This is a genomic window from Pantoea sp. X-Soil-OKNW-713 (assembly GCF_059730685.1).
The window spans coordinates 3515572-3531332 of record NZ_AP035995.1 but is presented as its reverse complement, the minus strand read 5'-3'; the positions used below and the strand labels follow the sequence as shown (position 1 = coordinate 3531332).

At 55.9% G+C, this 15761-nt stretch carries 15 protein-coding genes; 11 read left to right on the top strand and 4 right to left on the bottom strand.

Features of this window, described 5'->3' with window-relative positions; all coding sequences use genetic code 11:
* Position 1: 1 nt before the first annotated feature.
* The 3 genes from AC6I8R_RS16545 (at position 2) to lplT (ending at position 5492) form a co-directional block, all read left to right on the top strand.
* Entirely contained in the window at positions 2–1408 is a 1407-nt protein-coding gene (locus tag AC6I8R_RS16545) for an efflux transporter outer membrane subunit (RefSeq protein WP_497832597.1), read from the top strand.
* 746 nt (positions 1409–2154) lie between these two features.
* A complete protein-coding gene (gene aas, locus AC6I8R_RS16540) occupies positions 2155–4305 on the top strand; it encodes a bifunctional acyl-ACP--phospholipid O-acyltransferase/long-chain-fatty-acid--ACP ligase (protein WP_497832596.1) in 2151 nt (716 codons plus the stop codon).
* On the top strand, positions 4302–5492 hold the full coding sequence (gene lplT, locus AC6I8R_RS16535; protein ID WP_208723704.1) for a lysophospholipid transporter LplT: 1191 nt from the start codon (positions 4302–4304) through the stop codon (positions 5490–5492). Before aas ends, lplT begins: the two co-directional genes overlap by 4 nt.
* An 80-nt stretch (positions 5493–5572) precedes the next feature.
* On the opposite strand, the gene AC6I8R_RS16530 is transcribed toward lplT, so the two are convergent.
* The 4 genes from AC6I8R_RS16530 to mutH form a co-directional block, all read right to left on the bottom strand.
* Positions 5573–6613 carry an NADP(H)-dependent aldo-keto reductase gene (locus tag AC6I8R_RS16530; protein WP_021184579.1) on the bottom strand — a complete coding sequence of 347 codons (1041 nt, stop codon included), beginning with the start codon at positions 6611–6613 and terminating at the stop codon, positions 5573–5575.
* 143 nt (positions 6614–6756) lie between these two features.
* Positions 6757–6975, bottom strand: a complete 219-nt coding sequence (locus AC6I8R_RS16525; protein ID WP_021184578.1) for a YgdI/YgdR family lipoprotein — start codon at positions 6973–6975, stop codon at positions 6757–6759.
* A gap of 116 nt (positions 6976–7091) precedes the next feature.
* Positions 7092–7802 (bottom strand): TerC family protein, encoded by a 711-nt coding sequence (locus tag AC6I8R_RS16520; RefSeq protein ID WP_021184577.1) that lies wholly within the window; start codon positions 7800–7802, stop codon positions 7092–7094.
* A gap of 63 nt (positions 7803–7865) precedes the next feature.
* Positions 7866–8555, bottom strand: a complete 690-nt coding sequence (gene mutH, locus AC6I8R_RS16515) for a DNA mismatch repair endonuclease MutH (protein WP_021184576.1) — start codon at positions 8553–8555, stop codon at positions 7866–7868.
* 684 nt (positions 8556–9239) lie between these two features.
* On the opposite strand from mutH, the gene rppH reads away from it, so the two are divergent.
* The 8 genes from rppH to AC6I8R_RS16475 all read left to right on the top strand — a co-directional run bounded on the left by rppH (position 9240) and on the right by AC6I8R_RS16475 (position 15686).
* Positions 9240–9770, top strand: a complete 531-nt coding sequence (gene rppH / locus AC6I8R_RS16510) for an RNA pyrophosphohydrolase (RefSeq protein WP_021184574.1) — start codon at positions 9240–9242, stop codon at positions 9768–9770.
* 12 nt (positions 9771–9782) lie between these two features.
* Positions 9783–12029 (top strand): phosphoenolpyruvate--protein phosphotransferase, encoded by a 2247-nt coding sequence (gene ptsP, locus AC6I8R_RS16505; RefSeq protein WP_021184573.1) that lies wholly within the window; start codon positions 9783–9785, stop codon positions 12027–12029.
* A gap of 113 nt (positions 12030–12142) precedes the next feature.
* Positions 12143–13024, top strand: coding sequence for a prolipoprotein diacylglyceryl transferase (gene lgt / locus AC6I8R_RS16500; protein WP_021184572.1), 882 nt, complete (start codon positions 12143–12145; stop codon positions 13022–13024).
* The gene (gene thyA, locus AC6I8R_RS16495) at positions 13021–13815 is read left to right on the top strand and encodes a thymidylate synthase (RefSeq protein ID WP_208723707.1); all 795 of its coding nucleotides are present in this window, start codon (positions 13021–13023) and stop codon (positions 13813–13815) included. The genes lgt and thyA overlap by 4 nt, the downstream gene beginning before the upstream one ends.
* 174 nt (positions 13816–13989) lie before the next feature.
* Positions 13990–14460 carry a prepilin-type N-terminal cleavage/methylation domain-containing protein gene (locus tag AC6I8R_RS16490; protein ID WP_415175236.1) on the top strand — a complete coding sequence of 157 codons (471 nt, stop codon included), beginning with the start codon at positions 13990–13992 and terminating at the stop codon, positions 14458–14460.
* Entirely contained in the window at positions 14451–14990 is a 540-nt protein-coding gene (locus AC6I8R_RS16485) for a prepilin peptidase-dependent protein (protein WP_415175235.1), read from the top strand. The genes AC6I8R_RS16490 and AC6I8R_RS16485 overlap by 10 nt, the downstream gene beginning before the upstream one ends.
* Positions 14987–15406 carry a DUF2509 family protein gene (locus AC6I8R_RS16480; protein ID WP_497832595.1) on the top strand — a complete coding sequence of 140 codons (420 nt, stop codon included), beginning with the start codon at positions 14987–14989 and terminating at the stop codon, positions 15404–15406. Before AC6I8R_RS16485 ends, AC6I8R_RS16480 begins: the two co-directional genes overlap by 4 nt.
* Positions 15351–15686, top strand: a complete 336-nt coding sequence (locus AC6I8R_RS16475; RefSeq protein WP_497832594.1) for a prepilin-type N-terminal cleavage/methylation domain-containing protein — start codon at positions 15351–15353, stop codon at positions 15684–15686. The genes AC6I8R_RS16480 and AC6I8R_RS16475 overlap by 56 nt, the downstream gene beginning before the upstream one ends.
* The last annotated feature ends 75 nt before the right edge of the window (positions 15687–15761 follow it).

The following is a 15761-nucleotide window of genomic DNA, read 5'->3' as shown; positions in this document are numbered from 1 at the left end:
CATGAAAATGTCGTTATCTGTTACCCCGATCGTTATGGCGCTGTTGCTGGCAGGCTGTACCGTTGGCCCTGATTATCAGCGTCCGACGATGGCGATGCCGACCCATTTTAAAGAGGCCAAAGGCTGGACCCAGGCCATGCCGCAGGATGATAAGAGCAAAGGTGAATGGTGGTCGGTCTACCACGATGCCACGCTCGACAGCTTGCTGCGTCAGGTCAGCATCTCCAACCAGAACGTTGCCAACTATGCGGCGCAATATCGTGAAGCCCAGGCACTGGCGGGGCAGTCACGCGCCGAGTTGTTCCCATCGGTCAGCTATGACGCCAGCAGCACCCGCAGTGGCAGCCGTGCCAGCACCACCGGGCAGCGCAGCGTCAGCAACAGCCATCAGGCTGAGCTGAGCGCCAGTTGGGAACTGGATCTGTGGGGCAAACTGCGCCGCACGCTGGAAGAGAACAAAGCCAGCGCTCAGGCGAGCGCGGCGGAACTGGCGAATATCACCCTCAGTGCCCAGTCCGAACTGGCGCAGGACTATTTCCAGTTGCGTATCATGGACGAAAAGATCGCCCTGTATCAGCGCAGCGTTGATGCCTATCAGCGTTACCTGACGGTGATTCAGAACAAATATCAGGCAGGTAGCGAATCACGCGCCACCCTGGCGCAGGCTCAGATGCAACTGGAGAGCGCCCGTGCCTCGGCGCAGGATTACCAGTGGCAGCGCGCCCAACTGGAGCACGCCATTGCGTTGCTGATTGGCCGTGCCCCGGCGGATTTCTCACTGCCGGTGGCGAAGCTGGAAGCGACCTTACCGGAGATCCCCAACAGCATTCCGTCGCAGTTGTTGCAACGCCGCCCGGATATCGCCTATGCCGAACGTAACGTGGCGGCAGCCAATGCGGCGGTGGGGGTAGCGATTGCCGGTTACTACCCGGATCTGACCCTGAGCGCCAGTGGCGGCGTCAGTTCATCAACCTTCAGTAATCTGTTCTCGCTGCCGAACCGTGTCTGGTCGCTTGGCCCGGAACTGAGCGGCACGCTGCTGGACTTTGGTGCCACCTCGGCGAAAGTGGAACAGGCGAGGGCTTCTTACGACGCCAGTGTCGCCAGCTATCGCCAGGCGGTGCTGGAAGGGATGCAGGAAGTGGAGGATTACCTGGTGGAGCTGAACACGCTGAAAGGCGAACTGGTTTCACTGCAATTGTCTACTGCTGCTGCGCAGGAATCGGCACGCGTGACGCGGAATCAGTATGAGGCGGGGATGATCGATTATCTCGACGTTGCCACCACTGAAAACAGCAGCCTGAGTGAGCAGCAGACCCTGCTGTCAACGCAAAGCACCCAATGGGTGACCAGCGTTGAGCTGATTGCCGCGCTGGGTGGGGGTTGGCAGGCGGATAAATCGCTATAGTTTGTGCTGGTTTCGTTCGCACTGAGGTGGTTTCGTTCGCCTTGGGCTGATGTAGTTGCAGTTCGCCGGTGCGGCGACCGAGCAAAGGGCGCCTGGCCGCGCCCTTTGCAATCCCGGGCCTCGCGCCAGCCTCCCTCGCCGCTGCGCGGTGCCTTCGCTCATTCACGCTGCCGACGGACCGGCGTCGATTCGCTCCTGCTCAACGCCGCCTTTCGCCGCATCCATGCGGCTCATCCTGGCAGCATTCATTCGCTCAGCGAGTCCGGATGGCGCCCCACCATCGCTGTAGCTGCAGCTATCTTTTTGTTTTTTCCTTTTCGCTTTTTGTTTTTTCTACTGGCTTACAGGCGGTGGGGTGGGCGGCATCCGCAGCGCCGAGCGCAGAGGGAAGGCCAGGACGAGCCGCATGGATGCGGCGAGAGAGCGGAATGAGCCATGGATGGCGAATCCGCGCGTGCCGTATGGCCTGAGTGATAAGCGAGGGCACAGCGCTATGCGCTGCGCGAGGACGGCGCAAGGCGCGGATTGCAAAGGTCCGCGCCCTCGGACCTTTGCCCGTCCGCCTGCACGTTGCGGCTGAAACTGCCTAATGCCTGGCGGGCGGAACCCTCTCAGTGCCAAACCGCTGCCTGACACGTAACACGATTTATCGTGCAGCCCCGCGCGATAAATCGCGCCGCTACTTGTCGAAAATCCCTGAATCCTGCATCGTAGGGGCCATTTTTAACGACTGCTAAGGAGCTGGCATGTTATTCACCTGTCTGCGTTTCCTCTGCCGCCTGTTATGGCGCGTCGAGCTGCGCGGTGATCTGACGGTACTGAACAAACCCAAGGTGTTGATCACCCCTAACCACATGTCATTTCTCGATGGCGTGCTGGTGGCACTTTTTCTGCCGATCAAACCAGTGTTCGCCGTCTATTCATCGATCAGCGATCAATGGTTTATGCGTATCCTCAAGCCGCTCATCGACTTCGTGCCGCTTGACCCCACCAAACCGATGTCGATTAAACATCTGGTGCGTTTGATCAACGAAGGCCGCCCGGTGGTGATATTTCCGGAAGGGCGTATTACCGTCACCGCTTCGCTGATGAAAATCTACAGTGGCGCTGGCTTTGTGGCTGCGAAATCGGGTGCCACCGTGGTGCCAATGCGCATCGAAGGCGCGGAATATACCCCGTTTGGTCGCCTTGCCGGCGTATTTAAGCGCCGTCTGTTTCCGCGTATTACCCTGAGTGTGTTACCTGCGACGGTTATCCCGATGCCGGAAGCCAAACGCGCGCGTGAGCGGCGTATCCTGGCTGGCGAGCATTTACATCATGTGATGATGGAAGCGCGTATGGCGGTGCGGCCACGGGAAACGCTGTTTGAGGCGTTCCTCAATGCGCGTACCCGCTACGGTCTGTTTAAGCCGTGCATCGAGGACATCAATTTCAAAACCGACAGCTACACCGGATTGCTGAAAAAAGCGCTCGGCGTGGGCCGTATCCTCGAGCGCTACAGTCGTCAGGGCGAATATGTTGGCCTGCTGCTGCCGAATGCCACCGTGACCGCTGCGGCCATTCTGGGGGCTTCGCTGCGTGGACGCATCCCGGCCATGCTCAATTACACCGCCGGGGTTAACGGGATGCGCGCAGCGTTGACCGCCTCACAGGTGAAAACGGTCTTCACCTCGCGTCAGTTCCTTGATAAAGGCAACCTGTGGCATCTGCCCGAAGGTTTGACGGACGTGCAGTGGATCTTCCTCGAAGATCTGCGATCGACCGTCACTACCAAAGATAAACTGTGGATCCTCAGCCATCTGTTGATGCCGCGTCGGGCGTTGGTGGCGCAGAAGCCAGAAGAGGCCGCGATGGTGCTGTTTACCTCCGGTTCAGAAGGCAATCCCAAAGGAGTGGTGCATTCGCATAAAAGCCTGCTGGCGAATGTTGAGCAGATTCGTACCGTTGCCGATTTCACCCCGCGTGACCGCTTTATGTCAGCGTTGCCGCTGTTCCACGCCTTTGGTCTGACCGTAGGACTCTTCACGCCGCTGCTGACCGGTGCGCAGGTGTTCCTTTACCCCAGCCCGCTGCATTATCGCGTGGTGCCGGAGCTGGTATATGACCGCAACTGTACCGTGCTGTTCGGCACCTCCACCTTCCTCGGCAACTATGCACGCTTTGCCAGCCCGTACGATTTTGCCCGTCTGCGCTACGTAGTGGCGGGGGCGGAAAAATTGCAGGAAGGCACGCGTCAGATTTATATGGAGAAATACGGCATCCGTATTCTCGAAGGCTATGGTGTGACCGAGTGCGCACCGGTGGTGGCGATTAACGTGCCGATGGCGGCAAAATCACACACCGTAGGCCGAATTCTGCCGGGGATGGACTCGCGTCTGATTTCGGTGCCGGGTATTGAGCAGGGCGGTCGCCTGCAACTGCGTGGGCCAAACGTGATGAACGGTTATCTGCGCGTGGAAAATCCGGGAGTGCTGGAGCTGCCGGTGGCCGATAACGGTGAAGGCGAAATGGAGTCGGGTTGGTACGATACCGGCGATATCGTCAGCTTTGATGAGGGTGGTTTCTGCCAGATTCAGGGCCGCGCCAAACGCTTCGCGAAAATTGCCGGAGAGATGGTTTCGCTGGAAATTGTCGAGCAAATTGCGTTGAAAGCCTCACCAGAAAAACAACATGCTGCATCGTTGCGACCCGATGGCAACCGTGGAGAGGCGCTGGTGCTGTTCACCACTGACAGCGAGCTGGATCGCGAGATGCTCAAACATGCGGCCCGTGAGTTGGGGGCGCCAGAACTGGCGTTGCCGCGTGATATCCGTGTGCTGAAACCTTTGCCGATACTCGGCAGCGGTAAACCTGACTATGTCAGCCTGAAAAAACTGGCCGAAGAGGAGCAGGCATGAGCCAGGCGGTAAATCCGGATACGCCGCTGTTGTCGCGTGGCATGATGGCGGTGATTGTGGCGCAGTTTCTCTCGGCGTTTGGCGATAATGCGTTGTTATTTGCCACCCTCGCGGTGCTGAAAAACCAGTTCTACCCTGACTGGAGTCAGCCGATTCTGCAAATGTTGTTTGTAGCCACTTACATTCTGCTCGCGCCTTTTGTCGGGCAGATGGCCGACAGCTTCGCCAAAGGTCGCGTGATGATGTTTGCTAACAGCCTGAAGCTGTTGGGGGCGCTGATTATCTGTTTTGGCTTCAATCCGTTCCTTGGATACACCCTGGTAGGGGTGGGCGCGGCGGCCTATTCTCCGGCCAAATATGGCATTCTGGGTGAAATCACGCAGGGTGATAAGTTGGTCAAAGCCAACGGACTGATGGAGGGATCGACCATTGCGGCGATCCTGCTGGGGTCGGTTGCGGGTGGCATTCTGGCGGACTGGCATCTGCTGGCAGCGCTAGCGGTGTGTGCACTTACTTACGGCCTGGCTGTCGTCGCAAACCTGTTTATCCCGCGTTTGCTGGCAGCACGTCCCGGCCAGAGCTGGCACTTTGGCATGATGCTGCGCAATTTTACTCAGGCAACGTTGTTGCTGTGGCGTAATGGCGAAACCCGTTTTTCATTGATGGGTACCAGTCTGTTCTGGGGCGCAGGGGTGACACTGCGTTTTCTGCTGGTGCTGTGGGTGCCCGTGGCGCTGGGTATCAGCGATAACAAAACGCCGACCACGCTGAATGCGATGGTGGCGATAGGTATCGTGATTGGCGCGGCTGCGGCAGCAAAACTGGTGACGCTGCAAACCGTACGCCGCTGCATGCCGGCCGGGGTGCTGATTGGCGTGATGGTGGTGGTGTTTTCCTTGCAGCACAGCTTGTTGCATGCGTATCTGATTCTGATGCTGATTGGTGCGCTGGGCGGGTTCTTCGTAGTGCCGCTCAACGCGCTGTTGCAGGAGCGCGGTAAAGCCACTGTCGGGGCGGGCAATGCAATTGCCGTGCAGAACCTCGGTGAAAACACCGCGATGTTGCTGATGCTGGGGCTGTATACGCTGGCGATTAAGCTGGGGGCACCGGCAGTGGCGACCGGCGTTGGTTTCGGCGCGATATTCGCTGTGGCTATCGCAGTTTTATGGTGGAAAGGGCGGCGCTAGCCGCGCGATAAATCGCGCCGCTACGGATGATGGTACGCTTGGTAGCGGCGCAATTTATTGCGCGATGTTGAGTGTGCGTATCAAGGCGCCGGGTAAGTAAACTGGCGGTGAATCGCCTCAATGCCTTCCAGCACGTCCGCATTTAACGTCAGATTAAAACTCTCAACATCGGTCTTCAGCTGTTCCAGCGTGGTCGCCCCCAGCAGGGTGCTGGCAACGAAGGGTTGCTGACGGACATAAGCCAGTGCCATCTGCGAAGGATCGAGATTGTGCTGCTTCGCCAGCGCCACATAGGCCGCTACCGCTTGTTGCGACTGCTCGCCGCTATAGCGTGTAAAGCGACTGAACAGGGTGTTACGCGCACCAGCAGGTTTGGCACCGTTCAGATACTTACCACTCAGCGTACCAAATGCCAGGCTGGAGTAAGCCAGCAGCTCTACGCCTTCATGCTGGCTGATCTCCGCCAGACCCACTTCGAAGCTGCGGTTCAGCAGGCTGTAGGGATTCTGAATGGTGACGATGCGCGGCAGTTCATGTTTTTCCGCCAGTTGCAGATAACGCATCACGCCCCAGGCGGTTTCGTTCGAGACGCCGATATAGCGAATCTTGCCGGCACGGACCTGCTCGGTCAGCGCTTCCAGCGTTTCCAGCAACGTCACCGGTACGGTCGATTCCGTATATTGATAACCCAGCTTGCCAAAGAAATTGGTCTGGCGCTGCGGCCAGTGGAGCTGATAGAGATCGAGATAGTCGGTATTCAGGCGCTTCAGGCTGGCTTCCAGCGCTTCACGGATATTTTTACGGTCCAGCGCCTGGTTAGGGCGAATGGAGGCATCCGCGCCACGTACCGGACCCGCCACTTTGCTGGCGAGGATGATCTTGTCACGGCTGCCACGCTTTTTCAGCCAGCTGCCAATATATTGTTCAGTTAATCCCTGAGTTTCCGGGCGCGGCGGCACCGGATACATTTCTGCGGTATCAATCAGGTTGATCCCCTGGCTGACAGCATAATCCAGTTGCGCATGAGCATCGGCTTCGCTGTTCTGCTCACCAAACGTCATGGTTCCCAACCCCAGCTGACTCACTTCCAGCGTGCTATGGGGGATACGGTGATAGTGCATTGCCGGCTTCCTTTTTTCATTATGGAATGGAATGTTGTGTCCTGTGGGACTATAGCGCGTTGATCGGCGCGGAAGGAAGGGGGGAAAGTTCGGGAAATCGCCTGCACAACTGGAAAAATACCGCAGGCGATGGAATTTGGCACTTAACGCTCAATGATGGTGGAGACCTCGTCACCATTGATCTGCATCTCATGGCCTTTTTCGTCGGTGTACTGCACCAGGCCGGTGTCTTTATCAATCGACGGCTTACCTTCCGTCATAATCATGCGACCATCTTTGGTTGCCATCACGTAATCACTGCTGCAACCGCTTAACACCAACGCCGCCAGCACTAACCCCACTACACTTACCAACCCTTTCATTCGCCACTCCCTACACAGCTTCAACAGCAAAAGTGTAGTAATAAATGTTTTGGGCGTTTGAGGTAATCGCATGATTCTTAAAATCAGTGGGCGAGAATAACTCGCCCTTGACTTTGTCAGGCCGCGCCTTTCTTGCCGCGCATCAGGTTGAGGCACTCCACCGCCATCGAGAAGAACATGGCAAAATAAATGTAACCTTTTGGTACATGGACGCCAAAACTCTCCAGAATCAGGGTAAAGCCCACCAAAATCAGAAACGCCAGCGCCAGCATTTTCACCGATGGATGGCGGTCAACAAACTCGCCAATGGTTCGCGCGGCAAACATCATCATCAGCACGGCAATCACCACCGCCATCATCATAATGATCAGATGGTCCGACAGACCGACAGCGGTAATGACGGAATCGAGGCTGAAAATAATGTCCAGCAGCATAATCTGCACGATGGCCCCGAAGAATGAATGGACGTTGGTTTTATGTTCCTCTTCTCCACCTTCGATCGTCTCATGGATCTCCATGCTCGATTTCCACAGCAAAAACAGGCCACCGAACAGCAGAATCAAATCACGCGCCGAGAAGGCGTGGTCCATCAGTGAAAACAGGGGATTGGTCAGGCGGGCCACCCAGGCAATCGAGGCCAGCAACCCGATACGCATCAGCATGGCACCCATCAGCCCCAGACGGCGAGCGCGATTTTGTTGATGTTTGGGGAGTTTAGCGACCACCAGAGAAAGGAAGATGATGTTATCAATGCCCAGCACCACTTCCAGTATGGTTAACGTTCCCAACGCCAGCCAGGCATTCGGATCTGCAATCCAGTCAAACATGTGTAGATTTAATCCTAAACGAAAGTTAAACGGCGATTATACACGATATCGTTGACGCCCCGGTTACGGCAGCAAAAAATGGCGCGCCAGCAGTGGTCCGGTAAAACTTTTCTTCAGATAAAAGCCGCGCGGGAGCGTCATGATAGGCTCGCCGTGAGCACCGATGGCTTCGGTCAGTGCTTTACTGTTTGCCGCTTTGGGGCGGATTTGTAGCCAGGCACCGTGACGCGCGGTGATGCGTTCCACCTGGCCCAACACGATCATATCCATCAACTCTTCCCAATCTTCGCGCAGTTGTTGCTCTTCTTCGGCATTTGGCTGCCATAACAGCGGTGAGCCGACGCGACGTTCCGCCAGCGGCAAGGCGCGATCGCCTTCAACCGGGATCCACAACACCCGTGCCAGCTTATGGCGCACATGGCTGGTTTCCCAGGTAACGCCGCTGTTCCCGGTGAGCGGTGCAACACATACGAAGGTGGTCTCCAGCGGTTTTCCCAGGGCATCGACCGGAATGGTTTTCAACTCAATGCCGAGATGGGCGAAATCCTGCTCCGCTTTACTGCCCGCGCTGGCACCGAGATGCAATTCCAGCAGCATCCCCACCCAGCCCTTATCCCGTTTCAGATTGGCGGGCATCGGCAGGTTAAGCTGGGCCGCCAGCGCGGCGAAAGTCTGGCCTGCCAGTTGTTGTGCACGTTGCAGTAACTCCGCTTCGTTTTGCGGCGTTGCGGGAGGAAAAGCTGGGGAACTCATGGTTTTGCTCGTGTTGGTTAAATGATAAACAGCAGGCTGCCAGAAAGGTTGTCCACATTTCATAACCGCCGGGCCTGAAGATAATAGCATGATTCGGCATACTTTTTTATTCACCCTCACCCAGCCTTTACCGCAGCGGCGGCAGGTTATCCCGGTTTGTTATCGACAATAAACAGGATCTTAAACCCAGTTATCCACAGAAAGATGGGATAACCCCCACTTTCCTGTACCCCTGTTTCGATTTCCAGCCTTGACTTTAGTGATTTGTTGGCTTTTTTTCCCATTTCTGACCAGGTTTAGGTCATTCTCTGTGGATAAAAACGACGGAGGTCGATCTTTGACCAGTTCGCTAAGGGGCGGTTTTACAAAGCCCCGGTTTCTGGATATGAATTTCGTGTTTTTTATTTTATCGCTATGATTATAATGGATTTTAATATTGTCTGGCCCTGTGTTGATAAGACTTTTCCTAACCGGTTATTCATTTAATTCCCGTGTTCTGCACAAAGCTATCCACAGAAAAGGTGCATAAGATCGCCTGGAAAACCCCATCGCTGTTTATAACTTGGCTAAACTCTGTGAGTTATCCTGTAATTGTTCCGTCATCTCCCCTGATATCCAGTGGTTTACCGCCTGTAAGGAGTGTGAAACAATCAGACTATTCAAATTTAGCTTTGAGGTAGTCCAGTGATCGATGATGATGGCTACCGCCCGAATGTTGGTATCGTAATCTGTAACAGGCAGGGACAAGTGTTATGGGCCAGGCGCTTTGGACAGCACTCCTGGCAATTTCCTCAGGGAGGCATCAATCCCGGTGAAACCGCAGAACAGGCGATGTATCGCGAACTGTTTGAAGAAGTGGGTTTGCACCGTAAAGATGTTCGAATACTTGCTTCAACCCGTAACTGGTTACGTTACAAATTGCCAAAACGTTTGGTGCGTTGGGACACAAAGCCGGTATGTATCGGCCAGAAACAAAAGTGGTTTCTTCTGCAGTTGATGTGTAGTGACGCGGATATCAATGTGCAACACAGCAGCACGCCAGAGTTCGACGGCTGGCGCTGGGTCAGCTTCTGGTATCCGGTGCGTCAGGTTGTCTCCTTCAAACGTGATGTCTACCGTCGCGTAATGAAGGAATTCGCTGGCGTGGTGATGTCTATGCAGGAGAGTGCGGGGCAGCAGCGCAATGCCGCAGCCCATCGACGTAAAAGAGGATAGGCCACGCCCTTTATGCTCACTCAGTTGCGCGAAATAGTTGAAAAAGTGGCGAGTGCGCCGCGTCTGAATGAAGCACTCGACCTGCTGGTAAACGAGATTTGCCTTGCGATGGAGACCGAGGTTTGCTCGGTCTATCTTGCCGATCACGATCGGCGTTGCTACTACCTGATGGCAACGCGCGGGCTGAAAAAACCGCGTGGCCGCACGGTCACGCTGGCGTTTGACGAAGGTATTGTCGGGTTGGTTGGTCGCCTCGCCGAGCCGATCAACCTCGCCGATGCGCAGAGCCATCCCAGCTTCAAATACATCCCCTCAGTGAAAGAGGAGCGTTATCGCTCCTTCCTCGGCGTGCCTATTATCAGCCGCCGCCAGCTGCTGGGTGTGCTGGTGGTGCAGCAGCGTGAACATCGTCAGTTTGACGAAAGCGAAGAATCCTTTCTGGTTACGCTGGCAACGCAAATGGCAGCTTTGCTGTCGCAGTCGCAGCTTGGCCAGCTGTTCGGTCAATTTCGCCAGTCACGGGTAAAAGCCATTGCCGCAGCGCCCGGTGTGGCGGTGGCGCCGGGTTGGGTGGATGAAACCCAACCGTTGCTCGATCAGGTTTCCGCCGCTTCTACGCTGGATGTGCAGCGCGAACGCGATCGTCTGGCGGTCGCCATGAGCGAGGCCGCCAATGAATTTCGTCGCTTCAGTAAACGTTTTACCGCCAGCGTGCAGAAAGAGAGTGCGGCGATCTTCGATCTCTATTCGCACCTGCTGACGGATGCCCGACTGAAAAAAGATCTGTTCGCCGAGATCGAACGAGGATCGGTGGCCGAATGGGCAGTCAAAACGGTGATCGAGAAGTTTGCCGCGCAATTTGCCAGCTTGCAGGATCAATATCTGCGCGAGCGCGCCGGGGATTTGCGGGTATTGGGTCAGCGCCTGTTGTTCCACCTCGATGATACCCTGGTCGGCACCAATGCCTGGCCAGAACGTTTTGTTCTGGTGGCCGATGAATTGACCGCGACCACCCTGGCCGAGTTACCTCATGAACGCCTGGCGGGCGTGGTGGTGCGTGACGGCGCTGCGAACTCCCATGCGGCGATCCTGACGCGAGCAATGGGTATCCCGACGGTGATGGGGGCAGATATCCTGCCAGCCCAGCTCAACAAACGCTTACTGATCGTTGACGGTTATCGCGGCGAGTTGTTGATCGATCCTGAACCGGTGCTGGTGCAGGAGTACCAAAGGCTGATCAGCGAAGAAAACGCGCTGAGTAAAATGGCCGAAGATGTGGTGGAGCAGCCGGGCGAACTGAAAAGCGGCGAACGGGTGCAGGTCATGCTGAACGCCGGTCTTAGCCCGGAACATGAACAGGCGCTCGACAGTTGGGTTGATGGGATTGGCCTGTATCGCACCGAAATTCCCTTTATGTTGCAAAACGGCTTCCCGTCAGAAGAGGAGCAGGTGGCGCAATATCAGGGCATGTTGCAGTTGTTCCACAACAAACCGGTGACGTTACGTACCCTGGATATCGGCGCAGATAAGCAGCTGCCTTATATGCCAATCAGCGAAGAGAACCCCAGCCTGGGCTGGCGTGGTATCCGTTTAACACTTGATCAGCCAGAGATTTTTCTGGTGCAGGTCCGCGCCATGCTGCGCGCCAATGCGGCGTCCGGCAATCTCAGCATTCTGTTGCCGATGATCAGCCATATCGACGAGATCGAAGAGGCACGTCGCCTGATCGACCGCGCCGGGCGGGAAGTGGAAGAGATGCTGGGCTACGTGATTCCTAAGCCGCGCATTGGTGTGATGATCGAAGTGCCGTCGATGCTATTTTTGATCCCGCATCTGGCGGATCGTATCGATTTTGTCTCTGTCGGTACTAACGATCTTACCCAGTATCTGCTGGCGGTGGATCGTAACAATACCCGTGTCGCCAACCTCTACGATCCGCTGCATCCGGCGATGCTGCGTGCATTGCAATTGATTGCCCAGGAAGCCCACAAGGCCAAGCTGGAGCTCTGTCTGTGTGGTGAAATGGCCGGCGATCCGATGTGTGTTGCGCTGCTGGTGGGGCTGGGTTATTACCACCTCAGCATGAACGGAAAAAACATTCCGCGCGTCAAATACCTGCTGCGCCATCTCGATAAAGAGGACGCGCAGAAGCTCAGCGAGCTGGGCGTGGCGGCAAATACGGTGTCGGAAGTGCGTCATCAGGTTTCGGCGTTTATGGAACGGCGTGGTCTGGGCGGATTGATCCGTGGTGGTCGTTAAGGTTTACATTTCTGCGGCATATGTATGAAAACCCGCTGTGCTATGATGCGCAGCTTTGATTGTATTGCCCTTGGCCACACCCGTTTTCAGGGCAGAAAATTTCATGGTGAAAGATGACTAACGGCTATATCGCTTTTCCCCAATTTGACCCGGTGATTTTCTCCGTCGGTCCGATTTCGCTCCACTGGTACGGTTTGATGTATCTGGTGGGTTTTGTGTTCGCTATGTGGCTGGCGGTGCGTCGCGCTAACAAGCCAGGTAGCGGCTGGAAGAAAGAGGAAGTGGAGAACCTGCTGTACGCCGGTTTCCTTGGCGTTTTCCTCGGCGGGCGAATTGGTTATGTGCTGTTCTATAACCTGCCGCTGTTCCTTGAGAATCCGCTCTATCTGTTTAAAGTCTGGGATGGCGGCATGTCATTCCACGGTGGCTTGATTGGTGTGATCGTGGTGATGCTGGTGTTTGCCCGTCGTACCAAACGTACCTTCTTCCAGGTTTCTGATTTTATTGCGCCGCTGATCCCGTTTGGTCTGGGGGCGGGCCGTCTCGGCAACTTTATCAACGGTGAGCTGTGGGGCCGTGTGGCACCTGATTTTAAATTCGCCATGCTGTTCCCCGGTTCGCGCAGCGAGGATGTGGCATTGGCTGCCACTAACCCGCAGTATCAGTCATTGCTGAACACCTACGGCGTGTTGCCGCGTCATCCGTCGCAGCTGTATGAATTGATGCTGGAAGGTGTGGTGCTGTTTATCATCCTCAATCTGTTTATTCGCAAGCCGCGCCCGATGGGTAGCGTCTCCGGCCTGTTCCTGATTGGTTACGGTGCGTTCCGTATTATCGTTGAATTCTTCCGCCAGCCGGATGCCCAGTTGGGTCTGTTCGACGGTGGTATCAGCATGGGGCAGATTCTCTCTACTCCGATGATTCTGGCCGGTGTGATTATGATGGTTTGGGCGTATCGTCGTCGCCCGCAGCAACAACCCCGCGAGGTAAAATGAAACAGTATCTGGATTTGATGCAACATGTGCTGAATGAAGGCGCAGAAAAGGCCGACCGAACCGGTACCGGCACGCTTTCCATTTTTGGCCACCAGATGCGTTTCAATTTGCAGGATGGTTTCCCGCTGGTCACCACCAAGAAGTGTCATCTGCGCTCGATCATTCATGAGCTGCTGTGGTTCCTGCAAGGTGATACCAACATTGGTTATCTGAAAGATAACAAGGTCACCATCTGGGATGAGTGGGCGGATGAGAACGGCGATCTTGGCCCGGTGTATGGTAAGCAGTGGCGCAGTTGGGGCAGCGCCAATGGCGAACAAATCGATCAGATTAGCCGGGTGATTGAGCAGTTGAAACGTGACCCGGATTCGCGCCGAATCATTGTTTCGGCATGGAACGTCGGTGAACTGGACCAGATGGCGCTGGCACCTTGCCACGCATTTTTCCAGTTCTACGTAGCGAACGGCAAACTCTCTTGCCAGCTTTATCAGCGTTCGTGCGATATCTTCCTTGGTCTGCCATTCAACATCGCCAGCTACGCGTTGCTGGTGCATATGGTGGCGCAGCAGTGTGACCTGGAAGTGGGTGATTTTGTCTGGACCGGTGGCGATACCCATTTGTACAGCAACCATCTGGAGCAGGCGCGCCTGCAACTGACCCGTGAACCGCGCCCTCTGCCGAAGCTGATCATCAAACGTAAACCTGCCTCTATCTTTGACTATCAGTTCGAAGATTTCGAGATTGAAGGTTACGATCCCCATCCGGCCATCAAAGCGCCGGTCGCGATCTAATACCGCGTAGTGTGTCCCGTCGCGGCGCGATTTATCGCGCCGCGCGTGCCTTTTCAGATCTCCCTCGCAAAACTCTGTAACCCACTGTATTCATCTGGTATTTCCTGCGTACTCTTTTCCAGAGTACATTTTCTCGCCTTGAGCGAAACACGCCAGGCACGCACTCTGACGACCATGAACAGAAACGATGAAAACGGCTTTACCTTGCCGGAACTGTTGGTGGTGATGGTGATTGCGGGTGTGCTGAGTCTGGGTGCGATGCAGGGATGGCAACGCTGGCAACAACAGCAACAACTCCGGGAAAGCGTGCTGCAACTCCAGGGTTTTTTATTACGGCTGCGTGCCTGGGCCAGTTGGCAAAACGCCGAGGCCAGCCTGTGGCTGCAACCAGGGAATCCGGGCTGTATCGGCAGCGGACCGCGACCGTTGGACGGTTGTCAGTCAACATCCCGTTGGATTTTTGTCCCACCACATGCCGGTGTGAAGCTGGTCAACATCATCGGTGAGCCAGGATTCTATGGCCGCCGCGATGTAGCACGGGCTGGCAGTATTGATGTTGAAAGCAGCGTCGGCCGCTGGCGGGTGATCATTTCAGCGCGAGCACGTATTCGCGCCTGCCAGCCGGGAGAGAAGGGATGCGAATAAACCAGGCCGGTTTTAGCTTGTTGGAAATGTTGATGGCAATGGCGGTGGGGGCGGTGTTGATGGTAAGCGCCGGGCGTTTTTTACCGCTGTTGCTGGCAGAAAACCTGCGTTTACAACAGCGTGTACAACTGCAACAGGAACTACAGCAAATCACGCAAACGCTACAAAAAGCGTTGCGGCGAGCGGGTTACTGCAATGGGGAATGCAGTGGCCCACCACTGACCATCCGGGAAAACGGCAGTTGTGTCTTGTTGCGCTGGGATGAAAACAGCAATGGCCGCTGGGAAGGCGTTGGCCATAGCGACAGTGATTTTTATGGTTACCGATTACGCAGTGGTCAGCTTGAAATGCAGCGTGGCGTGGATGACTGCAATGGCAATGGCTGGGAACGTTTGACCGACCCTGAGTTTCTTGCGGTGGAACAGTTCAGGGTTGAGCGGGAGGCAAGGCGCCTGATGGTGCAGCTGACGGGGAAGGTGGCTGAACAATCACTTACGCAGGAGAGCTGGGTAACGGGGGAGAACCTGTGAATCAGGCTGGAAACAGTACGCTGGGAATGGTGCTGATGGTGTTGCTAATGGGGGGGCTGACCTTACAGGCTACACGTACCCGGCTGGCACAGGACATGGTGCTGGTTGCGGATGAACAGCACTATCATCAGGATTTCTGGCTGGCAGCGGGCGCATTGCAATGGGGGACGGTGCAACACTGGCCGCACAGCCAGGGCTGGCAATGTCAGGATTGGGCGGCCGAAAAGTGGCGCAGTTGTCTGCTACGGATGGAGGGTGACAATGGTTTATTGCAGGGACATGGAGCGGAACGGGAGCTGGCACTGTGGCATTGGGTGTCAATTCAGGGGAACCAGCTCAAACCACGGGCGCAGGGCTGGATTGACTACTGCCCGCTGGCCGACGCCGCATTATGCCAGGCAGCAACAGGGATTTAGTCTGGCGGAAACGCTGGTCGCGATGCTGTTGCTGGCGATGAGCATCAGCGCGTTGCTGCATTATCATCGGGCATTAACGTTGAGCTTTAGCCAACAATGGCAACAACGTCAGGCATGGCGGGTGGCGGGGCAGGCGTTGCTTGGGCACGATGTACCCGGCTGGCAGATTCAGCGTCAGCAGCAACTTCAGCCGGGTGGCTGTGTACTGGAACGGGCAACCGTCCGTGGTCCACAGCAGCGCACAGCGTCACTGGCAAGGTTGGATTGCTCATCTCCTTGATTATGTCCTTGCGGTAGGCATCCCCAACGATACAGGGTAGAGTGACCGGGCTGCGTCGTTTTTAATTTATCAGGA